At 71.4% G+C, this 16,440-nt stretch carries 14 protein-coding genes; 1 reads left to right on the top strand and 13 read right to left on the bottom strand.

Going from position 1 to position 16,440, the window contains the following annotated elements:
- Positions 1 to 379: 379 nt before the first annotated feature.
- The 4 genes from NBX02_RS15015 to NBX02_RS15000 are packed head-to-tail and all read right to left on the bottom strand — an operon-like array spanning position 380 to position 5,143.
- Positions 380 to 832 (bottom strand): nuclear transport factor 2 family protein, encoded by a 453-nt coding sequence (locus NBX02_RS15015; RefSeq protein ID WP_250282826.1) that lies wholly within the window; start codon positions 830 to 832, stop codon positions 380 to 382.
- Positions 829 to 2,022 carry an FAD-dependent oxidoreductase gene (locus tag NBX02_RS15010; protein WP_250282824.1) on the bottom strand — a complete coding sequence of 398 codons (1,194 nt, stop codon included), beginning with the start codon at positions 2,020 to 2,022 and terminating at the stop codon, positions 829 to 831. Before NBX02_RS15010 ends, NBX02_RS15015 begins: the two co-directional genes overlap by 4 nt.
- On the bottom strand, positions 2,019 to 3,929 hold the full coding sequence (locus tag NBX02_RS15005) for an AMP-binding protein (protein ID WP_250282822.1): 1,911 nt from the start codon (positions 3,927 to 3,929) through the stop codon (positions 2,019 to 2,021). Before NBX02_RS15005 ends, NBX02_RS15010 begins: the two co-directional genes overlap by 4 nt.
- The gene (locus NBX02_RS15000) at positions 3,926 to 5,143 is read right to left on the bottom strand and encodes a CaiB/BaiF CoA transferase family protein (protein WP_250282820.1); all 1,218 of its coding nucleotides are present in this window, start codon (positions 5,141 to 5,143) and stop codon (positions 3,926 to 3,928) included. The genes NBX02_RS15005 and NBX02_RS15000 overlap by 4 nt, the downstream gene beginning before the upstream one ends.
- A gap of 166 nt (positions 5,144 to 5,309) precedes the next feature.
- On the opposite strand from NBX02_RS15000, the gene NBX02_RS14995 reads away from it, so the two are divergent.
- Positions 5,310 to 6,446: an acyl-CoA dehydrogenase family protein gene (locus tag NBX02_RS14995; protein WP_250282818.1), complete on the top strand. Its 1,137-nt coding sequence runs from the start codon at positions 5,310 to 5,312 to the stop codon at positions 6,444 to 6,446.
- Positions 6,447 to 6,779: 333 nt separating this feature from the next.
- Here the strand turns inward: NBX02_RS14995 and NBX02_RS14990 are convergent, their stop codons facing one another.
- The 9 genes from NBX02_RS14990 to NBX02_RS14950 all read right to left on the bottom strand — a co-directional run.
- On the bottom strand, positions 6,780 to 6,974 hold the full coding sequence (locus NBX02_RS14990) for a ferredoxin (RefSeq protein ID WP_250282816.1): 195 nt from the start codon (positions 6,972 to 6,974) through the stop codon (positions 6,780 to 6,782).
- 13 nt (positions 6,975 to 6,987) lie between these two features.
- A complete protein-coding gene (locus tag NBX02_RS14985; RefSeq protein ID WP_250282815.1) occupies positions 6,988 to 8,142 on the bottom strand; it encodes an aromatic ring-hydroxylating oxygenase subunit alpha in 1,155 nt (384 codons plus the stop codon).
- 239 nt (positions 8,143 to 8,381) lie between these two features.
- On the bottom strand, positions 8,382 to 9,095 hold the full coding sequence (locus NBX02_RS14980; protein WP_250282813.1) for a response regulator: 714 nt from the start codon (positions 9,093 to 9,095) through the stop codon (positions 8,382 to 8,384).
- Positions 9,096 to 9,278: 183 nt separating this feature from the next.
- A complete protein-coding gene (locus NBX02_RS14975) occupies positions 9,279 to 10,178 on the bottom strand; it encodes a potassium-transporting ATPase subunit C (protein WP_250282811.1) in 900 nt (299 codons plus the stop codon).
- A 5-nt stretch (positions 10,179 to 10,183) separates the two neighbouring features.
- A complete protein-coding gene (gene kdpB, locus NBX02_RS14970) occupies positions 10,184 to 12,460 on the bottom strand; it encodes a potassium-transporting ATPase subunit KdpB (RefSeq protein ID WP_250291837.1) in 2,277 nt (758 codons plus the stop codon).
- 1 nt (position 12,461) lies between these two features.
- Positions 12,462 to 14,123, bottom strand: coding sequence for a potassium-transporting ATPase subunit KdpA (gene kdpA, locus NBX02_RS14965; protein WP_250282806.1), 1,662 nt, complete (start codon positions 14,121 to 14,123; stop codon positions 12,462 to 12,464).
- Between the two features lie 129 nt (positions 14,124 to 14,252).
- The gene (gene kdpF, locus NBX02_RS14960) at positions 14,253 to 14,342 is read right to left on the bottom strand and encodes a K(+)-transporting ATPase subunit F (RefSeq protein ID WP_250282804.1); all 90 of its coding nucleotides are present in this window, start codon (positions 14,340 to 14,342) and stop codon (positions 14,253 to 14,255) included.
- A 679-nt stretch (positions 14,343 to 15,021) separates the two neighbouring features.
- Complete coding sequence (locus NBX02_RS14955) at positions 15,022 to 15,945, bottom strand: acyl-CoA thioesterase (protein WP_445548449.1); 924 nt, start codon at positions 15,943 to 15,945, stop codon at positions 15,022 to 15,024.
- 13 nt (positions 15,946 to 15,958) lie between these two features.
- Positions 15,959 to 16,440: FCD domain-containing protein (locus NBX02_RS14950; RefSeq protein ID WP_250291832.1), on the bottom strand; the 482-nt coding region annotated here is incomplete at its 5' end.

Genomic DNA, 16,440 nt, shown 5'->3' with positions numbered 1-16,440 from the left:
TCCCCCCACGAGGGATGACAGCCACAGGCGGCAGGATCCCCCCTCCGACAGGTTGCGCTCGTGGCGACCGTCGTGATTTCGTAATCCCTACTGTATGTCGAACGGGCTGGTCCCGGTACGTGGCTGACCGTCTTCCACGGGTGAGCCCGCTACGGGTGGACGCCTGCTCGTCAGCCCGGATCCGCCGCACGGCGTGCGCGCTGGGCACCCGGCTGGTGAGCCGGAGGCGCCGGGCCCGCGTGCGCCCCCAGCTGTTGATCTTCTCTGATTGATCTGTATCGGACCCCTCCCGCCACCGCCCGCTGGTTCGGCTGACGGTGGCGGGCTCCGCTGCCGGGCCGTCCCGCGGCCGGGCTGTCCCGCCGCCGGGTGCGTCGGGTCAGCCCGCTTCCGCGGCGGCCGCGATGGTCGCGCCCGCCAGCCCGGCGCCGGTGAACGACGTGAAGCGGCGCGAGCGGAACCGCCAGCGGCCCTCGGAACGAGCGAACTCGTCGTGGTAGCGGCCGATGACGACGAGTCGCACCGTGTCCGCGCCAATGCTTATGACCTGCACGTACGCGCTGCCAGAGGCACCGGTGGCCGAAGGTTCCACAACCACCGAGGAAACGAGGTGCCGGCCGCCCGCGCCCCGGGCCGCGACGCCGCGGACCAGCTCCGCCAGCGCGGCCCGGCCGTGCACCGGCTCGGCGCCGTCGCGTACGAAGGTCCCGTCGTCGGTGAACAGGTCCGCGAGGTCCTGCGGGCTGTTGTCGTCGAAGGCGTGCGTGTACCGCGCGTACAGCTCGGTGATTTCCTGACGGGCGGCGGCGTCGAGCTCGTGGGTGACGGTCATCGCAGGACCTCCCTGACGGTGGTGGACGCGTGGGCCACGCGCAGCTCCTTGCGGCTACGCAGGAACTGGCGGGGGCTGTTGACGGCGAACACGCCGGTGATCCGGCCCTCGGCGCGGAAGTGCCCGGCGAACGAGTCGGTGGCCATGTCACCCGCCACCACGACGAACTCGCTGCCGGCGTCGGCCCGGCCGGCGAACTGCAGCCGCAGGCCGAGCTGGTCCGACCAGAAGAACCCGTCGTCGAGCAGATCCGGAGCCGGCAGGCCGAGCAGCGTGTGCGCGACGCGCCGGGCGCTGTTCCCCGCGGCGGTCCAGTGCCCCACGGGGGCCAGGCCGTGCTCGGTGCGATGGCAGACGACGTCTCCCGCGCCGAACACGTCCGGCGCGCCCGTCCGCCCGGCCAGGTCGCACACGAGGCCGTCGGCTACTTCCAGGCCGGCTTCGGCGAGCCAGCCGACGTCGCGGACGACCCCCACGCCGACGACGACGGCGTCCGCGTCGACCACCGACCCGTCGGCGAGCCCGAGCCGTTCGCCGCCGCCCGGCGCGGCTCCCGCGGCGGTGACGGTCACCCCGCAGCGGAACTCGACGCCGTGCGCCACGTGCCGCGACCGCAGCCAGCCCGCGACCAGCGGGCCCACCGTGCCCAGCAGCGGCGCGGGCTGGGCCTCGACCACCGTCACCGCGCAGCCTCTCGCGCGCGCCGTCGCGGCCACCTCCAGGCCGATGAACCCACCGCCGATCACCGCGATCCGCCGCCCGTCGCGCAGTACGGCCGCGAGCCCGCGGGCGTCGGCGGCGGTGCGCAGCGCGGACGCCGCCGCGCGGCCGGTGACGACGCCCAGCGGCCGGGCCCGGGCGCCGGTGGCGATCACAAGCCGGTCGTAGGGGACCACCGTCCCGTCGGCGACGGTCACCGTATGAGCCACGGTGTCCAGCGCGACGGCAGGCCGGCCGAGCTCGAGCCCGATCCCCAGCGAACGGTAGCCGGACGGGCCGAGCAGGCGGATGGCATCGTCCGCCAGCGTGCCCAGCAGGTACTCCTTGGACAGCGGGGGGCGGTCGTAGGGCGCCTCCGTCTCGGCGGAGAGAATCCGCACCTCACCGCGGTGCCCCAGGTCACGCACGCTCTGGGCGGTGCGGACGGCCGCCAGCCCGCCGCCCGCGATGACGATCCGCGGGCCGCTCACGCCGACCCCACCGAGGCCGGCCGGGCGGCGCCGGACACGGCCTGCGTGCCTGGTCCCGTCCGCGCGTCCTGCGTGCCTGGTCCCGTTTGCGCGTCCGGTGTGCCCTGCTCTGTCCGCGCCCGCTGGGCCAGCAGGGCCACCGCCCGCTCCGCGAGCATGAACTTCTGCACCCGGCCGGTGGCCGTCACCGGGATCTCGTCCTCTTCGATGAACAGCACCACGTCGGGGACCTTGAAGCGGGCAAGCCTGTTCGCGCAGTAGGCGACAAGCTCGTCCGGCGCGGGCCGTCCCGGGCCGGGCACGATCCAGGCGCACCCGACCTCGCCCATCCGTGCGTGCGGGATCCCGACGACGTGCGCGGCGGCCACGCCCGGGTGGTCGGTGAGCACCCGTTCCACCTCGCCGGGCAGCACCAGCTCCCCGCCGCAGCGGTAGGACTCCTTCTTACGGCCGGTCAGTATCAGGTAGCCCTGCTCGTCGATGCGGCCGAGGTCGCCCGTGCGCATCCACCCGTCGGGGGTGAACAGCGCCGTGGTCTCCGCGGGCTTGTCGTAGTAGCCGCGGGTGACGATCGGGCCGCGGACCACCAGCTCACCCACCTCGCCGGCCGGGATGTCCGCACCGGTCTCGGAGTGCACCGTCCGGTAGACGGCGAGCGTGCCGCCGAGCTCGGCGGCACCGGCGACACCCGCCGGTTTGGTGGTCCCGTTCGTGTTCGCCAGCCGGTCGAGAGGATCGCCCGGCCGGGTGCACGTCGTCGACGCCGTGGTCTCGGTCTGACCGTACGCGGTGAAGATCTCCTCGACGCCCAGCACCTCGAGCATGTCGGCCCACATGCCGGCGCAGTGCGCGGCCCCGGAGGAGAACATCGTCCGCAGCGACGACAGGTCGTGCTCGCCGGCCCGTGCCGCGTCGAGCACCAGACTGGTCATCGCCGGGACGCAGATCAGCTCGTCGATACGGTGGCGGGCGATGTCCCGCAGGGTCTGCTGGGCGTCGAACGTGGCGTGCGGGCAGATCGCCCCGCCGACGAACAGCGCCGCGACCAGGCCCTCGACGTAGCCGAAGACATGGTAGATCGGCAGTGCGAACAGGATCCGCCGGCCGTCCCCGAACGCGCGGGTGTAGGCGCTGGCGTACGCGGTCCGCAGGACGGCGTCGTGCTGGAGCATCACGCCCTTGGCCGCACCGGTGGTGCCCGAGGTGTACAGCAGGTCGGAGACGGCGTCGGGGTCGGCCGCCGCGGTGCGTGACCGCACCTCCTCGTCGCTGATCCCACGGCCGAGCTCCACGAGCTCGCCCAGCGGCCGGCCGCGGGCCGGCCCGCCGTCCGTTCCGAGCACGAACACGTGCCGCAGCCGGGGCAGCGAGCTGCCACCCGCCTCCGTCTCCCAGCCCGGGGCGATCCGGTCCAGGGCGTCGAGGTAGTCCAGCTCGCGGAAGCGGTCCATCGTGATCAGGACGACGCTGTCGGACTGGCGCAGCACGTAGCTGAGCTCCTCGTGCCGCAGCCGGAAGTTGATCGATACCGACACCGCCCCGACCCGGGCCACCGCGAACTTCAGGGCCACGACCTCGGGCAGGTTCGCCATGTCCACGGCGACGTGATCGCCCGGCCGTACCCCGAGCGCCATCAGCCCGGCGGCCAGCCGCCCCGACCAGTCGGCGATGTCGCCGTAGCTGTAGGACCTGGCGTCACCGAGAACGAGCGGCCGATGGGGACGCTCGGCGGCTAAGAGATCGAGAAGCTGGGCGGTCGTGCGGGGCACCCAGCGGGGATAGCGTGCCTCCAGAGCCTCACGACGCCGGGCGGCGGCCGAGCCGGTCCTGGCGGCCGAGCTGGTTGCGGCTGAACTGGTTGCGGCCGAGCTGGTTGCGGCCGAGCCGGTCGTGGTCGAGCCGGTCATAGTGGTGACACCGTCGCTTCCGTCATCGGGTTCGGGACGAGACCGAGGATCTCGGCGGGGGTCATGCCGGCCTCGGCGAGTACCTCCGCGGTGTGCTGGCCGAGCGCGGGCGGTTCGCGCATCGCGCACGAGCCGTCGGTGTCGATCGGCAGCCGGAGCTGTCTGAGCCCGCTTGCGCGCAGCGTGTCGCCGAGGGGCTCCGCATCGCGGACGAGGGCGCGCTCGCGGGTGACCGGATGGGCCAGGGCGGCGGCCAGGTCGTTGACCGGCCCCGCCGGGACGCCGACGGCGGAGATCCGTCCGAGCCAGTGCTCGGATGACGCGGTGCCCAGCCGCTCTTCGATGGCGGCCGTCAGCGCGTCGCGCGCGCGCACCCGGTCGGCGACGGTGCGGAACCGGGGGTCGGCCCGGAGCTCGGGAAGGTCGAGGGCCGCGCAGAGCCGCTCGAACAGCCGGTCCGTCGCGGCGGCAATCATGATCGCGCCGTCCGCGGTGCGGAAGGCCTGGTAGGGAGCGGTGCTCGGGGCGGCCGAGCCGAGGCGGCCGGGGAACTCGCCGGTTCCGAGGAATCCCATGACCTGGTGGCAGAGCAGGAAGAAGCCGCTGTCGACCAGGGCGGTCTCCAGCCGCTGGGCCTCGCTCCCGCCGGTGCGACGGGCGAGCGCGGCCTGGATCGCCGTGATCGCCCAGAGGCCGGTGGAGACGTCCACGACGGACGGCGCGGCGCGGGCCGGGCGGCCGTCGGCGTCACCGGTCATCTCCATGATGCCGGTGAAGGCCTGCACGATCGCGTCGTATCCGGGACGGTCGTGCCCGAGCGGGCCCTCGCCGAAGGCGCTGATCGAGCAGTGCACGACGCGGGGGCTGACCCGGCGGAAGTCGTCGAAGCCGAGCCCGAGCCGGTCCGCGGCCCCGGGCCGGAACGACTCGACGACGACGTCGGTGCCGGCCGCGATGCGCAGCACCGCGTCGCGGCCGGCCGGGGTGGCGATGTCCAGGGCGACGCTGCGTTTGTTGCGGTTCACGGTGAGGAACACCGTGCTCTCCGGCCCCCACCGCGGCGGCAGGCCGCGGGTGGCCTCCCCGCTGCCCGGACGTTCGACCTTGACGACGTCGGCACCGAGATCGGCAAGGATCAGACAGGCGAGCGGGCCCGCGATGTTCTCGCTGAGGTCGAGTACCCGCAGGCCGCGGTAGGTCTGGTCGAGTGTCATGTGAGCACACCGGTCATGGGGCGTCTCCAATGCCTGTGGCGGGCTGGTGACTGTGTCGATCGCCCAGGTCAGGATTCAAAAACAATCACTTGTTTTTTTCTAGCATGGTCGATTAACGTGGTCAACGGACAGATACGGACCCGCGGTGCTGACGGAGGGCGCAGGGATGGACTTCAGATTCACCGAGGAGCAGCGGCTGTGGAGGGACACGCTGCACACGTTCATGGAGCGCGAGGTAGGACGGGAGTACATCCGCAAGCACGACGAGTCCCGGGAGTTTCCCGACGAGGCCTACCAGAAGATCGCGGACAGGGGCTGGCTGGGCCTGCTCATCCCCGAGGAGCAGGGCGGGCTCGACGCCGACCCGGTGATGTACGCGATCTTCTGCGAGGCCATGGCGAAGTTCAGCCTCGACTTCGCCGCGTGCGTGATGACCTCCATGTTCACCGCGACGAACATCGCCAACCACGGCACGGCCGAGCAGCGCGAGCAGTACCTGCCGGGCTTCCTCGCCGGCAGGACGAAGTTCAGCGTCTCGATCACCGAACCGGGGGCCGGCTCGGACGCGGCGGCGGTGCAGACACGGGCCGTCCTCGACAACGACCACTGGGTCCTCAACGGGAACAAGGTCTTCTGCTCCGGGGCGCACCTGCCGGACACGGTCATCACCGTGCTCGCGCGCACCAGCCCGGAGCGGCACCGGGGCCTCAGCCTGATCCTGGTGCCGAACACCGCGCCCGGCGTCGACATACGCAAGCTGAACACGATCGTCCGCCGTAGCCTCGGCACCACGGAGATCTTCTTCACGGATGTCCGCGTCCCCGCCGGAAACTTGATCGGCGAGGTGAACAGCGGCTGGGGCTACATCGGTGAGCACCTGGAGTACGAGCGCCTGAGCCTGGCGGCCTCCTACGTGGGCAACGCCCGCACGGCGCTCGACGACACCGTCACCTATACCAGGAACCGCACCCAGTTCGGCCGGCCGCTGTCGTCGTTCCAGGTCCTCAAGCACCGGATGGCCGAGAACGAGTGCGAGGTGGAGGCCGCGCGGCTGCTGGTCTACAACGCCGCGACGAAGATGGCGCGCGGTGAGCGCGCCCTGAAAGAGGTGTCGATGGCGAAGGTGTTCGCCGCCGACGTCGCCTTCAGGACCTCGTTCAACGGCATGCAGGCGCTGGGTGGATACGCGCAGCTGCCGGAGTTCGACATGGAGCGCTACTTCCGCGAGGCCAAGCACGCGATGGTCGGCGGCGGCGCGAGCGAGATCCAGCGCAGCATCATCGCCAAGGAGATGGGGCTCTGACCCGGGTCCCTCGTACGAGTTCGGATCCTTCGTACGCCCAGTGGGCAACAGGCGTCATGCAGGTGGCCGGACCGGTGACACCGGTCCGGCCAGGGCCGTCTCGAGGGTGGCCACGCCCGCGTCCCCGCATCCTGCCGCCCGGCCGGAAGAAGCAGCCGTCCACCGGGAGAAGCGGCTGTCCTGTCGGGAGAAGCGGCTGTCCTTCGGGAGAAGCGGTGGGTGGCGGTGCCCCGAGGCCACGGAAAACAGCGGACGGTTGAGAGTCCGGCCAGGAGATCCCGGCCGGGCTCTCAACCGTCCGCTGCCGGCAGCCGTGGCGCCACGGCCGCCGGCCTATTCGGTGAAGTGAATGGCCTTGCTCGGGCAGTCGTACTCCGCGCGGCGGACAGCGGGCAGCCGCTCGCCGGCGACGGTGGCCTGCGACAGCACCACCAGGCCGTCGTCGTCCACGTCGAAGATCTCCGGATCCGCGAGGACGCAGTTGCCGTAGCCCTGGCAGACGTCCCGGTCGACTCTGATTGTGATCATTTCTTTCTCCTGGTCAACGAATGCGACTGGCGACTTCGTCGTGAAAGGCGGTCAGCCTGCTTTCGGCGGTGTTGAAGATGTTCCGGCGGAACCCCTTCGACCGGGCCAGCGCCGCGAAGTTGTTGATGACCTCGGAGTCCTCCGCGAGGACGTCGAGAAAGTGTTTCCAGTCCCGCTCGTTGTGCTGCTCCCACTTCGCCTCGCTCAGGCCGTCCGGGGTGGGCCCGACGAGCTGGTAGGCGTTGAGGACGGTCCTGTCCGGGGCGACCGGCCAGGCGGTCCACATCTGCAGGTGGTTGGGGAAGCAGCTGAAGATCGTGTTCGGGAACGCGAGGTAGTGGCACAGATGGGTCTGCCGATGGTCGCTGTCGGAGACCCTGTCGGTGAACCCGCGGATCGGCAGTGTCATCCAGGAGTGCGGTGAGGCGATCTTCAGGCTGGCGTCGCGCCACAGGACCAGCCCGGAGAGGGTCGACTTGTGCGTGAACGGGACATGCCAGGTCTCGTTGAACGCGTCGACGACGATCTTCCAGTTCGCGGTGAGCGTGACCGACGCGCGGAAGCGGGTGTCGAACCGGTCGAGCTGGTAGCCGGCAAGCTCCTCGCCGATCGTGCCGAGGTACTCCAGCAGGTCGGGGACCGTGTCGGAGAGCGTCAGCCAGATCCAGCCCGACCACTCGAGCACCCTGACCGCCGGCGCCCGCAGCCCGGCCAGCTGTGCCGGGTCGAACGACTCACGCAGCGGCACCTGCCGGACGTTGCCTTCAAGATCGTAGACGAAGCCGTGCCACGGGCAGGTGAACCGGCCGGTGGAGCAGCGCCCGGCACCCGCGACGAGAAGCGCGCCGCGGTGCTGGCAGACGTTGTGCCAGGCCGACAGCGAGCCGTCGTCAAGCCGGATGATCACCACTGACTGCCCGAGCTGGCTCCAGACGACGTGGTCGCGCGGCTTGGGCACATCGGCGGACGGAAACACCGGGAACCAGGCGTGGGACAGGATCCGGTCGAGTTCCCGCTGATAGCGCGCCGGGTCTGTGTACACCGAGGCGTTGACCGCGGATGGGGCGAGGGGGTACTGCGGTTCGCTCAGAGCAGGCCCGACAGGGGCAGGCCCGACAGGGATGAGCCCGGCCGGGGCGAGCCCGGCCGCCGGGATGGACTGGGTCATGCGAGTGCCCCTCTCGTCGGCGTCCCCACTGGCTGGCCCGGTTGCCGATGCCGCGGGCCGGATGCGGGCTCAGGTAAGTAAACAATCATTTGTTTCAAAGTAGGGCCGTGTGTAGTGGGTGTCAAACCGGTTCCGCGCGTGGCGTATGGCGTGTCCCGCGACATGGCGGGCTGCCCTGGTCCACGCGGCCGGGCCGGTGCCGGTCGGGGTCATGCTGGCCGCGGCGGGAACCGCGCTGGTCATGGCTGGAAGCGGTAGCCCATGCCGGGCTCGGTGATGAAATGGCGGGGGCGTGCCGGGTTCGGCTCCAGCTTGCGGCGCAGCCGTCCCATGTACTCGCGCAGGTAGTGGCTGTGTTCCTTCGGGGAGGGGCCGCCGGTGCGGGGAAGGAGCTGGCGGTGGGTGAGCAGTTTCCCGGGGTTGCGCACCAGGACTTCGAGCAGGTGCCATTCGGTCGGGCTGAGGCGGACGGTGACCGGGCCGTCGGGCTGGTCACCGTGGTCACGCCGCTGGCCTGCCAGTCTGGTGACCTGTCGGGCGGTCAGGTCGATCGTGTAGTCGCCGATCGTCGTCAGCGGGGCCTCTGTCGTGCTCAGGGTTCGTCTGGCTACCGCTCGTAGCCGGGCGAGGAGCTCGTCGACGCGGAAGGGCTTGGTGACGTAGTCGTCGGCGCCCGCGTCGAGCGCGCCGACCTTGTCGCTGCTGCCGGCACGGCCGGACAGGACGATGACGGGCGTCGCGGTCCGGCTGCGCAGGGCGTGGATGACCTCGGTCCCGTCCATGTCGGGCAGGCCCAGGTCGAGCAGGATGATGTCGGGCTGTCCGGAGGTGGTGGCGGCGAGCGCGTGCTGTCCCGACGTCGCGGTCAGGACCTCGTACCCCCGGGCGTGCAGAGTGATCCGCAACGCGCGCAGGATCTGGGTGTCGTCGTCGACGATCAGGACGCGGGTCATGCCGCGCCGTCCCACGAGCGGGTGTCGGGCGGGGCGCCCCGCGGCGACCGGAACGACGGCGGTGACGGCGGTGACAGCGGCAGGACCACCGGTGTCAGAAGCGGTGGTCCTGCCACTGCCGGGACCGGTGCCAGCAACATGGTGACGCCTCCGCGGAGGTTCCCTGGGCAGTGCAAGTCTCCGTCAGCCCGCGCCGAGCCTGTCCAGGGCGAGGTTGAGCGCGACGACGTTGACCCTGGGCTCGCCGAGGAAACCGAGCGCACGGCCGCGCACATGCTCCTCGACCAGCCGGCGGACCGCTGCCGGGGGCAGCCCGCGGGCGCCCGCGACCCGGTTCACCTGAAGGTAGGCGTAGGCGGGGGAGATGTCCGGGTCCAGGCCGCTGGCGGAGGCGGTCACTGCGTCCGGTGGCACCGGGTTGTCCCGGCCGCGGCCCGGTCCGGGGACGAGGACGCGCCGGCCCGCCGCGTAGTCGCCGCCGGGCGCCGCGCACTCGACCCGCACGCCCTCGTAGGTGGTGACGAACGGTCGCGCCGGGCACTGCTCGTTCACGCTGACGACCCGCACGACCGGCCCGGCGGGGCCCGGATCACGGTGGAACACCGCCAGCACGGCGCCGGCACCGTCCGGGGTGCAGTACGGGCGCCGTCCGTCGACGCCCTCGAGCTGCCCGACGGCCCTGCTGCGGCCGCACACGGTGGTGAGCAGGCTGCGCCGGCTCTCGTCACCGGGCGTGGCAGGATCGTCGAACGTGTCGACGACGTCCTCGGGGCCCAGGTTGGACGCGGCGGTCGCGGTCGGGTCGTAGCCGGCCCCGGCGGCGGACGGCCGGGGCTGGAAGTAGGTCGGGATCGGGCGGCCGGCGGCGTCGGTGAACGGCTGGCCGATCCGCGACGAGCCGACGACCGTGCCGTCGGCGGCCCGGACGAGCGAGCCGTCCGCCTGGTGGCGCAGCCCGGGCAGCTGGGCGATCGCGGTGACGGCCAGGGGATACGCGATGCCGACGAGCACGGTGAGCACCAGCAGCATGCGCAGCGCGGCGAGGAGGTGGCGGACGGGGCCGGGCAGGCGCGGGGAGGCCATGACGATCACCGGATTCCGGGGAGGAACTGGACGGCCAGATCGATGAGTTTGATCCCGACGAACGGGACGACCAGGCCGCCGAGGCCGTAGACGCAGAGGTTGCGCCGCAGCATCGCCGTGGCGTTGCCAGGTGTGTAGCGGACGCCGCGCAGGGCGAGCGGGATCAGCGCGATGATGACCAGCGCGTTGAAGACGACCGCGGACAGGATCGCCGACTGCGGGCTGTGCAGCCGCATGAGGTTGAACGTCTCCAGCCCGGGATACACCGCGGCGAACAGCGCCGGGATGATCGCGAAATATTTGGCGACGTCGTTGGCGATCGAGAACGTCGTCAGGGCGCCGCGGGTGATGAGCAGCTGCTTGCCGATCTCGACGATCTCGATGAGCTTCGTCGGGTTGCTGTCGAGGTCGACCATGTTGCCGGCCTCCTTCGCGGCCGACGTGCCGGTGTTCATGGCGACGCCGACGTCGGCCTGGGCGAGCGCGGGGGCGTCGTTGGTGCCGTCCCCGGTCATCGCGACGAGCTTGCCGCCGGCCTGCTCCCGCCTGATCAGGTCGAGCTTGTCCTGGGGGGTCGCCTCGGCGAGGAAGTCGTCCACCCCGGCCTCCTCGGCGATGGTCCGCGCGGTCAGCGGGTTGTCACCGGTGATCATGATGGTGCGGATGCCCATGCTGCGCATCTCGTCGAAGCGTTCCCGCATGCCCGCCTTCACGATGTCCTTGAGCTGGACCACGCCCAGGACGCGGGCGCTCCGGCCACCGTCCACACCGCTGGTGATGACCACCTCCGCGACGACCAGCGGTGTCCCGCCGGAGGCGGAGATGCCGTCCACCACCTGGCCGGTGTCGGGCGGTGCGCTCCCGCCGTTCTCCCGGACCCAGGCCAGCACCGCGCTGGCCGACCCCTTGCGGATCTGCCGGCCGCCACCGGTGTGCAGGCCGTCGCCGGCTTCGCCGGCTTCGCCGGGGCCGCTGTCCCGCCGGTCTTCGCCGCCGCGGGGCCCGGGCGGGGCCAGGTCGACACCGGACATCCGGGTCTGCGCGGTGAACGCGACGAAGGTCGCGGTGGGCAGCTCGCCGGCGGTGCGCTCCCGCAGGCCGTAGGTGGTCTTGGCGAAGACGACGATCGAGCGTCCCTCCGGGGTCTCGTCCGCGAGCGAGGACAGCTGCGCGGCGTCGGCGAGCTCGCGTTCGTCCACGCCTCCGACCGGGATGAACGCCCGCGCCTCGCGGTTACCAAGGGTGATGGTGCCGGTCTTGTCCAGCAGCAGGGTGTCGACGTCGCCGGCCGCCTCGACTGCGCGACCGCTCATCGCGAGCACGTTGCGCTGCACCAGCCGGTCCATGCCGGCGATGCCGATCGCCGACAGCAGCGCGCCGATCGTGGTGGGGATCAGGCAGACGACCAGTGCCGCCAGCACGATCCCGGGGATGCCGTCGGCGCCCAGGGCGGCGCTGTCGGGGATGCCGGGCCGCTGGGCCCGGGAGAAGACCGCCAGCGGCTGGAGGCTCACGACCGCGAGCAGGAAGATGATGGTCAGCGAGGCCAGCAGGATGTTCAGCGCGACCTCGTTCGGGGTCTTCTGCCGGTTCGCGCCCTCCACCAGGCCGATCATCCGGTCGATGAAGCTCTCCCCGGGCCGCTGCGTGATCTCGACGATGATCCGGTCCGACAGCACCCGGGTGCCGCCGGTCACCGCGGACCGGTCGCCCCCGGACTCGCGGATCACCGGCGCGGACTCGCCGGTGATGGCGGACTCGTCCACGCTCGCGATGCCCTCGATGACGTCGCCGTCACCGGGGATCAACTCGCCGGCGTCCACCACCACACGGTCGCCCTTGAGCAGGGCCGGCGCGGGCACCGGCTCGGTCCGGGCCGTCTCGACGGGCCGGCCGGGCGCCCAGCCGACGAGCCGGCGGGCGATCGTGTCGGTCTTGGCCCTGCGCAGCGCGGCGGCCTGCGCCTTCCCGCGCCCTTCGGCGACGGCCTCGGCGAGGTTGGCGAACAGCACGGTCAGCCACAGCCAGCCGACGATCAGCCAGGCGAACACGGTGGGGTCCAGGGCCGCTAGCACGGTGGTGAACGCGGCGCCGATCTCGACGATGAGCATCACCGGGTTGCGCCACAGGGTGGCCGGGCTCAGTTTCCGCAGCGCCTGCGGGGTGGAGCGCAGCAGCATCCGTGGGTCGAGCAGGCCACCGGAGGCCCGCCGGGGCGGGCGGGCGGAGCCGGGGCCGCCCGCTGGTCCGGCGGAGGTGCCGCGTACGGCGGTCGTGGGCATGTCAGTGCAGGCCTTCCGCGAACGGCCCGAGGGCGAGGGCTGGGAAGTAGGTCAGTGCGACGACGACGAACGCGACACCGGTGACGAGGCCGACGAACAACGGCCGGTGGGTGGGCAGTGTCCCGCTCGACGCGGGGGCTGTCCTCTGCCGGGCGAGGCTGCCGGCCAGGCCCAGGACGAACACGACCGGCAGGAGCCGGGCGAGCAGCATGGAGATTCCCAGCACCGTGTTCCACCAGGCCGTGTTCACCGTGAGGCCGGCGAACGCCGAGCCGTTGTTGTTCGCCGCCGAGGTGGCCGCGTACAGCACCTCGGACAGCCCGTGCGCGCCGGAGCCCAGCATGTTCGCCCGTTCACCGGGCAGCGCCATGGCCGCCGCCGTGACGCCGAGGGCCAGCACCGGCGTGGTGAGAATGTAGAGCGCGGCGAACTTCACCTCCCGGGCGGCGATTTTCTTGCCCAGGTACTCGGGCGTCCGCCCGATCATCAGACCGCCGACGAACACCGCGAGCACGGCGACGACCAGCATTCCGTAGAGCCCCGATCCGGCGCCGCCCGGGGCGATCTCCCCGAGCATCATGTTCAGCAGCAGGACGGCGCCGCCGAGACTGGTGTAGGAGTCGTGCGCGGAGTTCACCGCACCCGTGGACGTCAGCGTGGTGGCGGCCGCGAAGGTGGCCGATCCCGACACCCCGAAACGGGTTTCGACGCCTTCGGTCGCGGCCCCGACAGCGGTCGGGACCGTGCCGTGGTGAGCCAGTTGGAAACCGTTGGCAAGAAATATCCCGGTTATCGCCAGAACGGCCATGGCCGAGACGATCGCCAGACCCTGGCGGGTATCGCCGACCATTTTCCCGAAAGCTCTCGGCAGCGCGAACGGGATCGCCAGCAGCAGATAGACCTGTAGCCAGTTGGTCCAGACCGTCGGATTCTCGAACGGGTGGGCGGAGTTGGCGTTGTAGAAACCGCCGCCGTTGGTGCCGAGCTCCTTGATGATCTCCTGGCTGGCCACCGGGCCGCCGGTTATGGCCTGGCTGGAGCCGGCGATGGCCGACACCGTCCGGACGTCGTGGAAGTTCTGCACGACACCGCCGGCGACCAGGACGACCGCGCCGATGACGGAGATCGGCAGCAGAATGCGGACGACGGTGCGGACCAGGTCCACCCAGAAGTTGCCGAGCCGGTCGGTACGGTTGCGGGCGAACCCGCGGACCAGGGCGATCGCCACCGAGATGCCGACCGCGGCGCTGGTGAAGTTCTGCACCGCGAGACCCGCCATCTGCACGAGATATCCGAGCGTCGACTCGCCGGCATAGGACTGCCAGTTGGTGTTCGTGACGAAGCTGGCCGCGGTGTCGAACGCCTGGCCTGGCGCCATCCCGCCGAAACCGAGGCTGAGCGGCAGCCGGCCCTGCAGGCGGAGGAGAACGTACAAGAAGAGCACTGACACGCACGAGAACGCGAGTACGGCGCGCAGGTGGACGCTCCATCGCTGGTCCGTGTCCGGATCGACACCGACCAGCCGGTAAATCATTTTTTCGGCCCGCAGGTGACGCTTGGAGGTGTATACCCGGGCCATATAGTCGCCGAATGGCCGGTAGGTCAGGCCGAGGGCGATGGCGAGCGAGGCGGCGAAAACGGCTCCCGCCGTCGTGGTGTTCATTCAGTGACCCCTTGTCGACCGGGAGCCCGGGCCCGGGGGAAACACGACCGCGGCAGCGGTCGTGCGGTCCGTGGCCGGGCAGGCCGTAGCGTGTCGCTGGTCCGGCAGGTCAGAACTGTTCCAGGAAAATCAGAATTTCTCCGGGAAAAGCAGGGCGACCACGAGGAAGACCACCAGGGCGGCCGCCAGGACGAGCCCGGTCAGGTTCTCGGCGGTCACAGCCGTTCCACCCCTCGTACGACGAGCCCCAGCACCGCGAATATCACGATGATCAGGACGGCGAAAACCAGGTCACGCACCGGCTGCTCCTTCTGCCACGTCCCGCTGCCACCGTGGGGGACCGACGGGCTACAGCGCTCCCCTGGGGTGACGGCAACCCCATCATGCCCGGCCGTCCGGATGCCGGATACCCGGCGCCCGGGAATCCGGGCGTCGGGGAATCCGGGTGTCCGGGTGTCCGGGCGCCGATGGTGGCACCGGTGCCGGGTTTCGCCGCGGCCCCTGACCGGGACGTCCCGGGAACAGGCGCGGCACGCCGGATACCCGGGCTGTCACCCACGAGCGCTGGCACCATGAACTCCCCGGATCGCGCCGATTGCCGTATTGCCGCATCGGCAGCATCGACCCCGCGGGAGCCGGCCACCAGCGGCGTTGACGCCCTGGTGACGCCGAATACGGCAGAGCACGGCCGAACACGGCAGAGCACGGCCGAACACGGCAGAGCACGGCCGAACACGGCAGAGCACGGCCGAACACGGCCGAATACGGCAGAACACGGCAGAGCACGGAGAAACACGAGAACGTGACCGGGGCGCCACTGGCCGTTGGCCGACGCCGGGTGCCCACCATGCGCTCGGCCGGGTCGGTGGATCGGCGGGGCCCGCCTACATCCTCACTGTCAGGAGTGGAGGCGCATCAGGCCTTCCTGGGCGACTGAGACGACGAGCCGGCCGTCGGCGGTGTATATCTCGCCGCGGGCGAAGCCGCGGGAGCCCGCGGCCGACGGGCTGTCCTGGATGTAGAGCAGCCACTCGTCCGCGCGGAACGGCCGATGGAACCACATGGCGTGATCGAGGCTGGCCAGCGAGATCGTCCGGCCGTCCGTCGACCGGTGGGGAAGCAGGGTCGTCGTGATCAGCCGCAGGTCGGACGCGTACGTGACCGCGCAGACGTGGTAGAGCGGGTCGGCGGGCAGCGTCCCGCGGGCGCGGAACCACATCCGCTGGTACGGGCTGTGCGGCTCCCCATGCGAGGACCACACGGGCTGCTGGACGGAGCCGTCCGCGCCTTCGGTCGGTACGAGCCGGACGTCGAGGTACCGGGAGAAGAAGGGCTCGACGCTCCCGCCGTTCGGCAGGGACCACTCGGGCAGCTCTTCGGGCAGGCTGACGGGCAGCTCGTCGGGCGGCGCTGCCGGCGGCATGGGTGACTGGTGCTCCGGGCCGTCGGTGACGCGCTGGAAGGAGGCGGACAGGTGGAAGATCGCCCGGCCGTGCTGGATGGCGACCACCCGCCGGGTCGTGAACGACCGTCCGTCACGGATCAGATCCACATCGTAGACGATCGGCGCGCCGGGATCGCCTGGTAGCAGGAAGTAGGCGTGCAGCGAGTGCACCGGGCGATCAGGGGCGACCGTCCGGCCGGCGGCGATGAGCGCCTGCGCCGCGACGTGGCCCCCGAACACCCGGGTCGGCGCCGTGTGCCACGACCAACCGCGGAAGATGTTGGTTTCGATGCGGTCGAGGTCGAGGACCTCGACCAGGGAGTCGGCCTCGGCGCGCGTCACCTGATCCACATTACCCATCCGGTGGCGGCGCTTCATCGAACAATGGCACTCAGGGGATTTCGGCTTCCCGTGACGCGGCGGAGGCGGCACCGGGCCGTCGATGGTCCTGGGCCGGCCCGGGGATTTCGGCTCGCGGGTCGACGACAGTGGCCGGGGCGCGCCCGGGGGTGGGCGTCGTCGCCAGCAGGTGATCCCGCCACAGCGCCTCGGCCTCGTCCGCCGCGCCGGCCTCGACCAGGGCGACCAGTTGCCGGTAGGTCTGGCGGCCGTCGTCCTCGGCCGCCGGTGCGCCCGGCTGTGCCGTGCTCCCACCGCTGCTGCCGGCACCGGCACCGGCGCCCGATGCATCCTCGCGCGCCATGCCGATGATGTGACGCAGCATCCCGGCGAGCACGATCAGGGTCTGGTTGCCGGCGAGTTCCACCAGCAGGTTGTGGAAGTCCGTCACCGCGGAGCATGACGCCGCGGGGGCCCAGGCCTCCCGGGCTGGCTGGCCGGCGGGTGCCGTGAGCGCGGTGGCCAGGTCGGGCC

This window comes from Protofrankia sp. CiP1_Cm_nod1 (genome assembly GCF_920888515.1).
In the GTDB taxonomy this organism is placed as follows: Bacteria; Actinomycetota; Actinomycetes; order Frankiales; family Frankiaceae; genus Protofrankia.
This window is presented reverse-complemented; position numbering and strand designations above follow the sequence as displayed.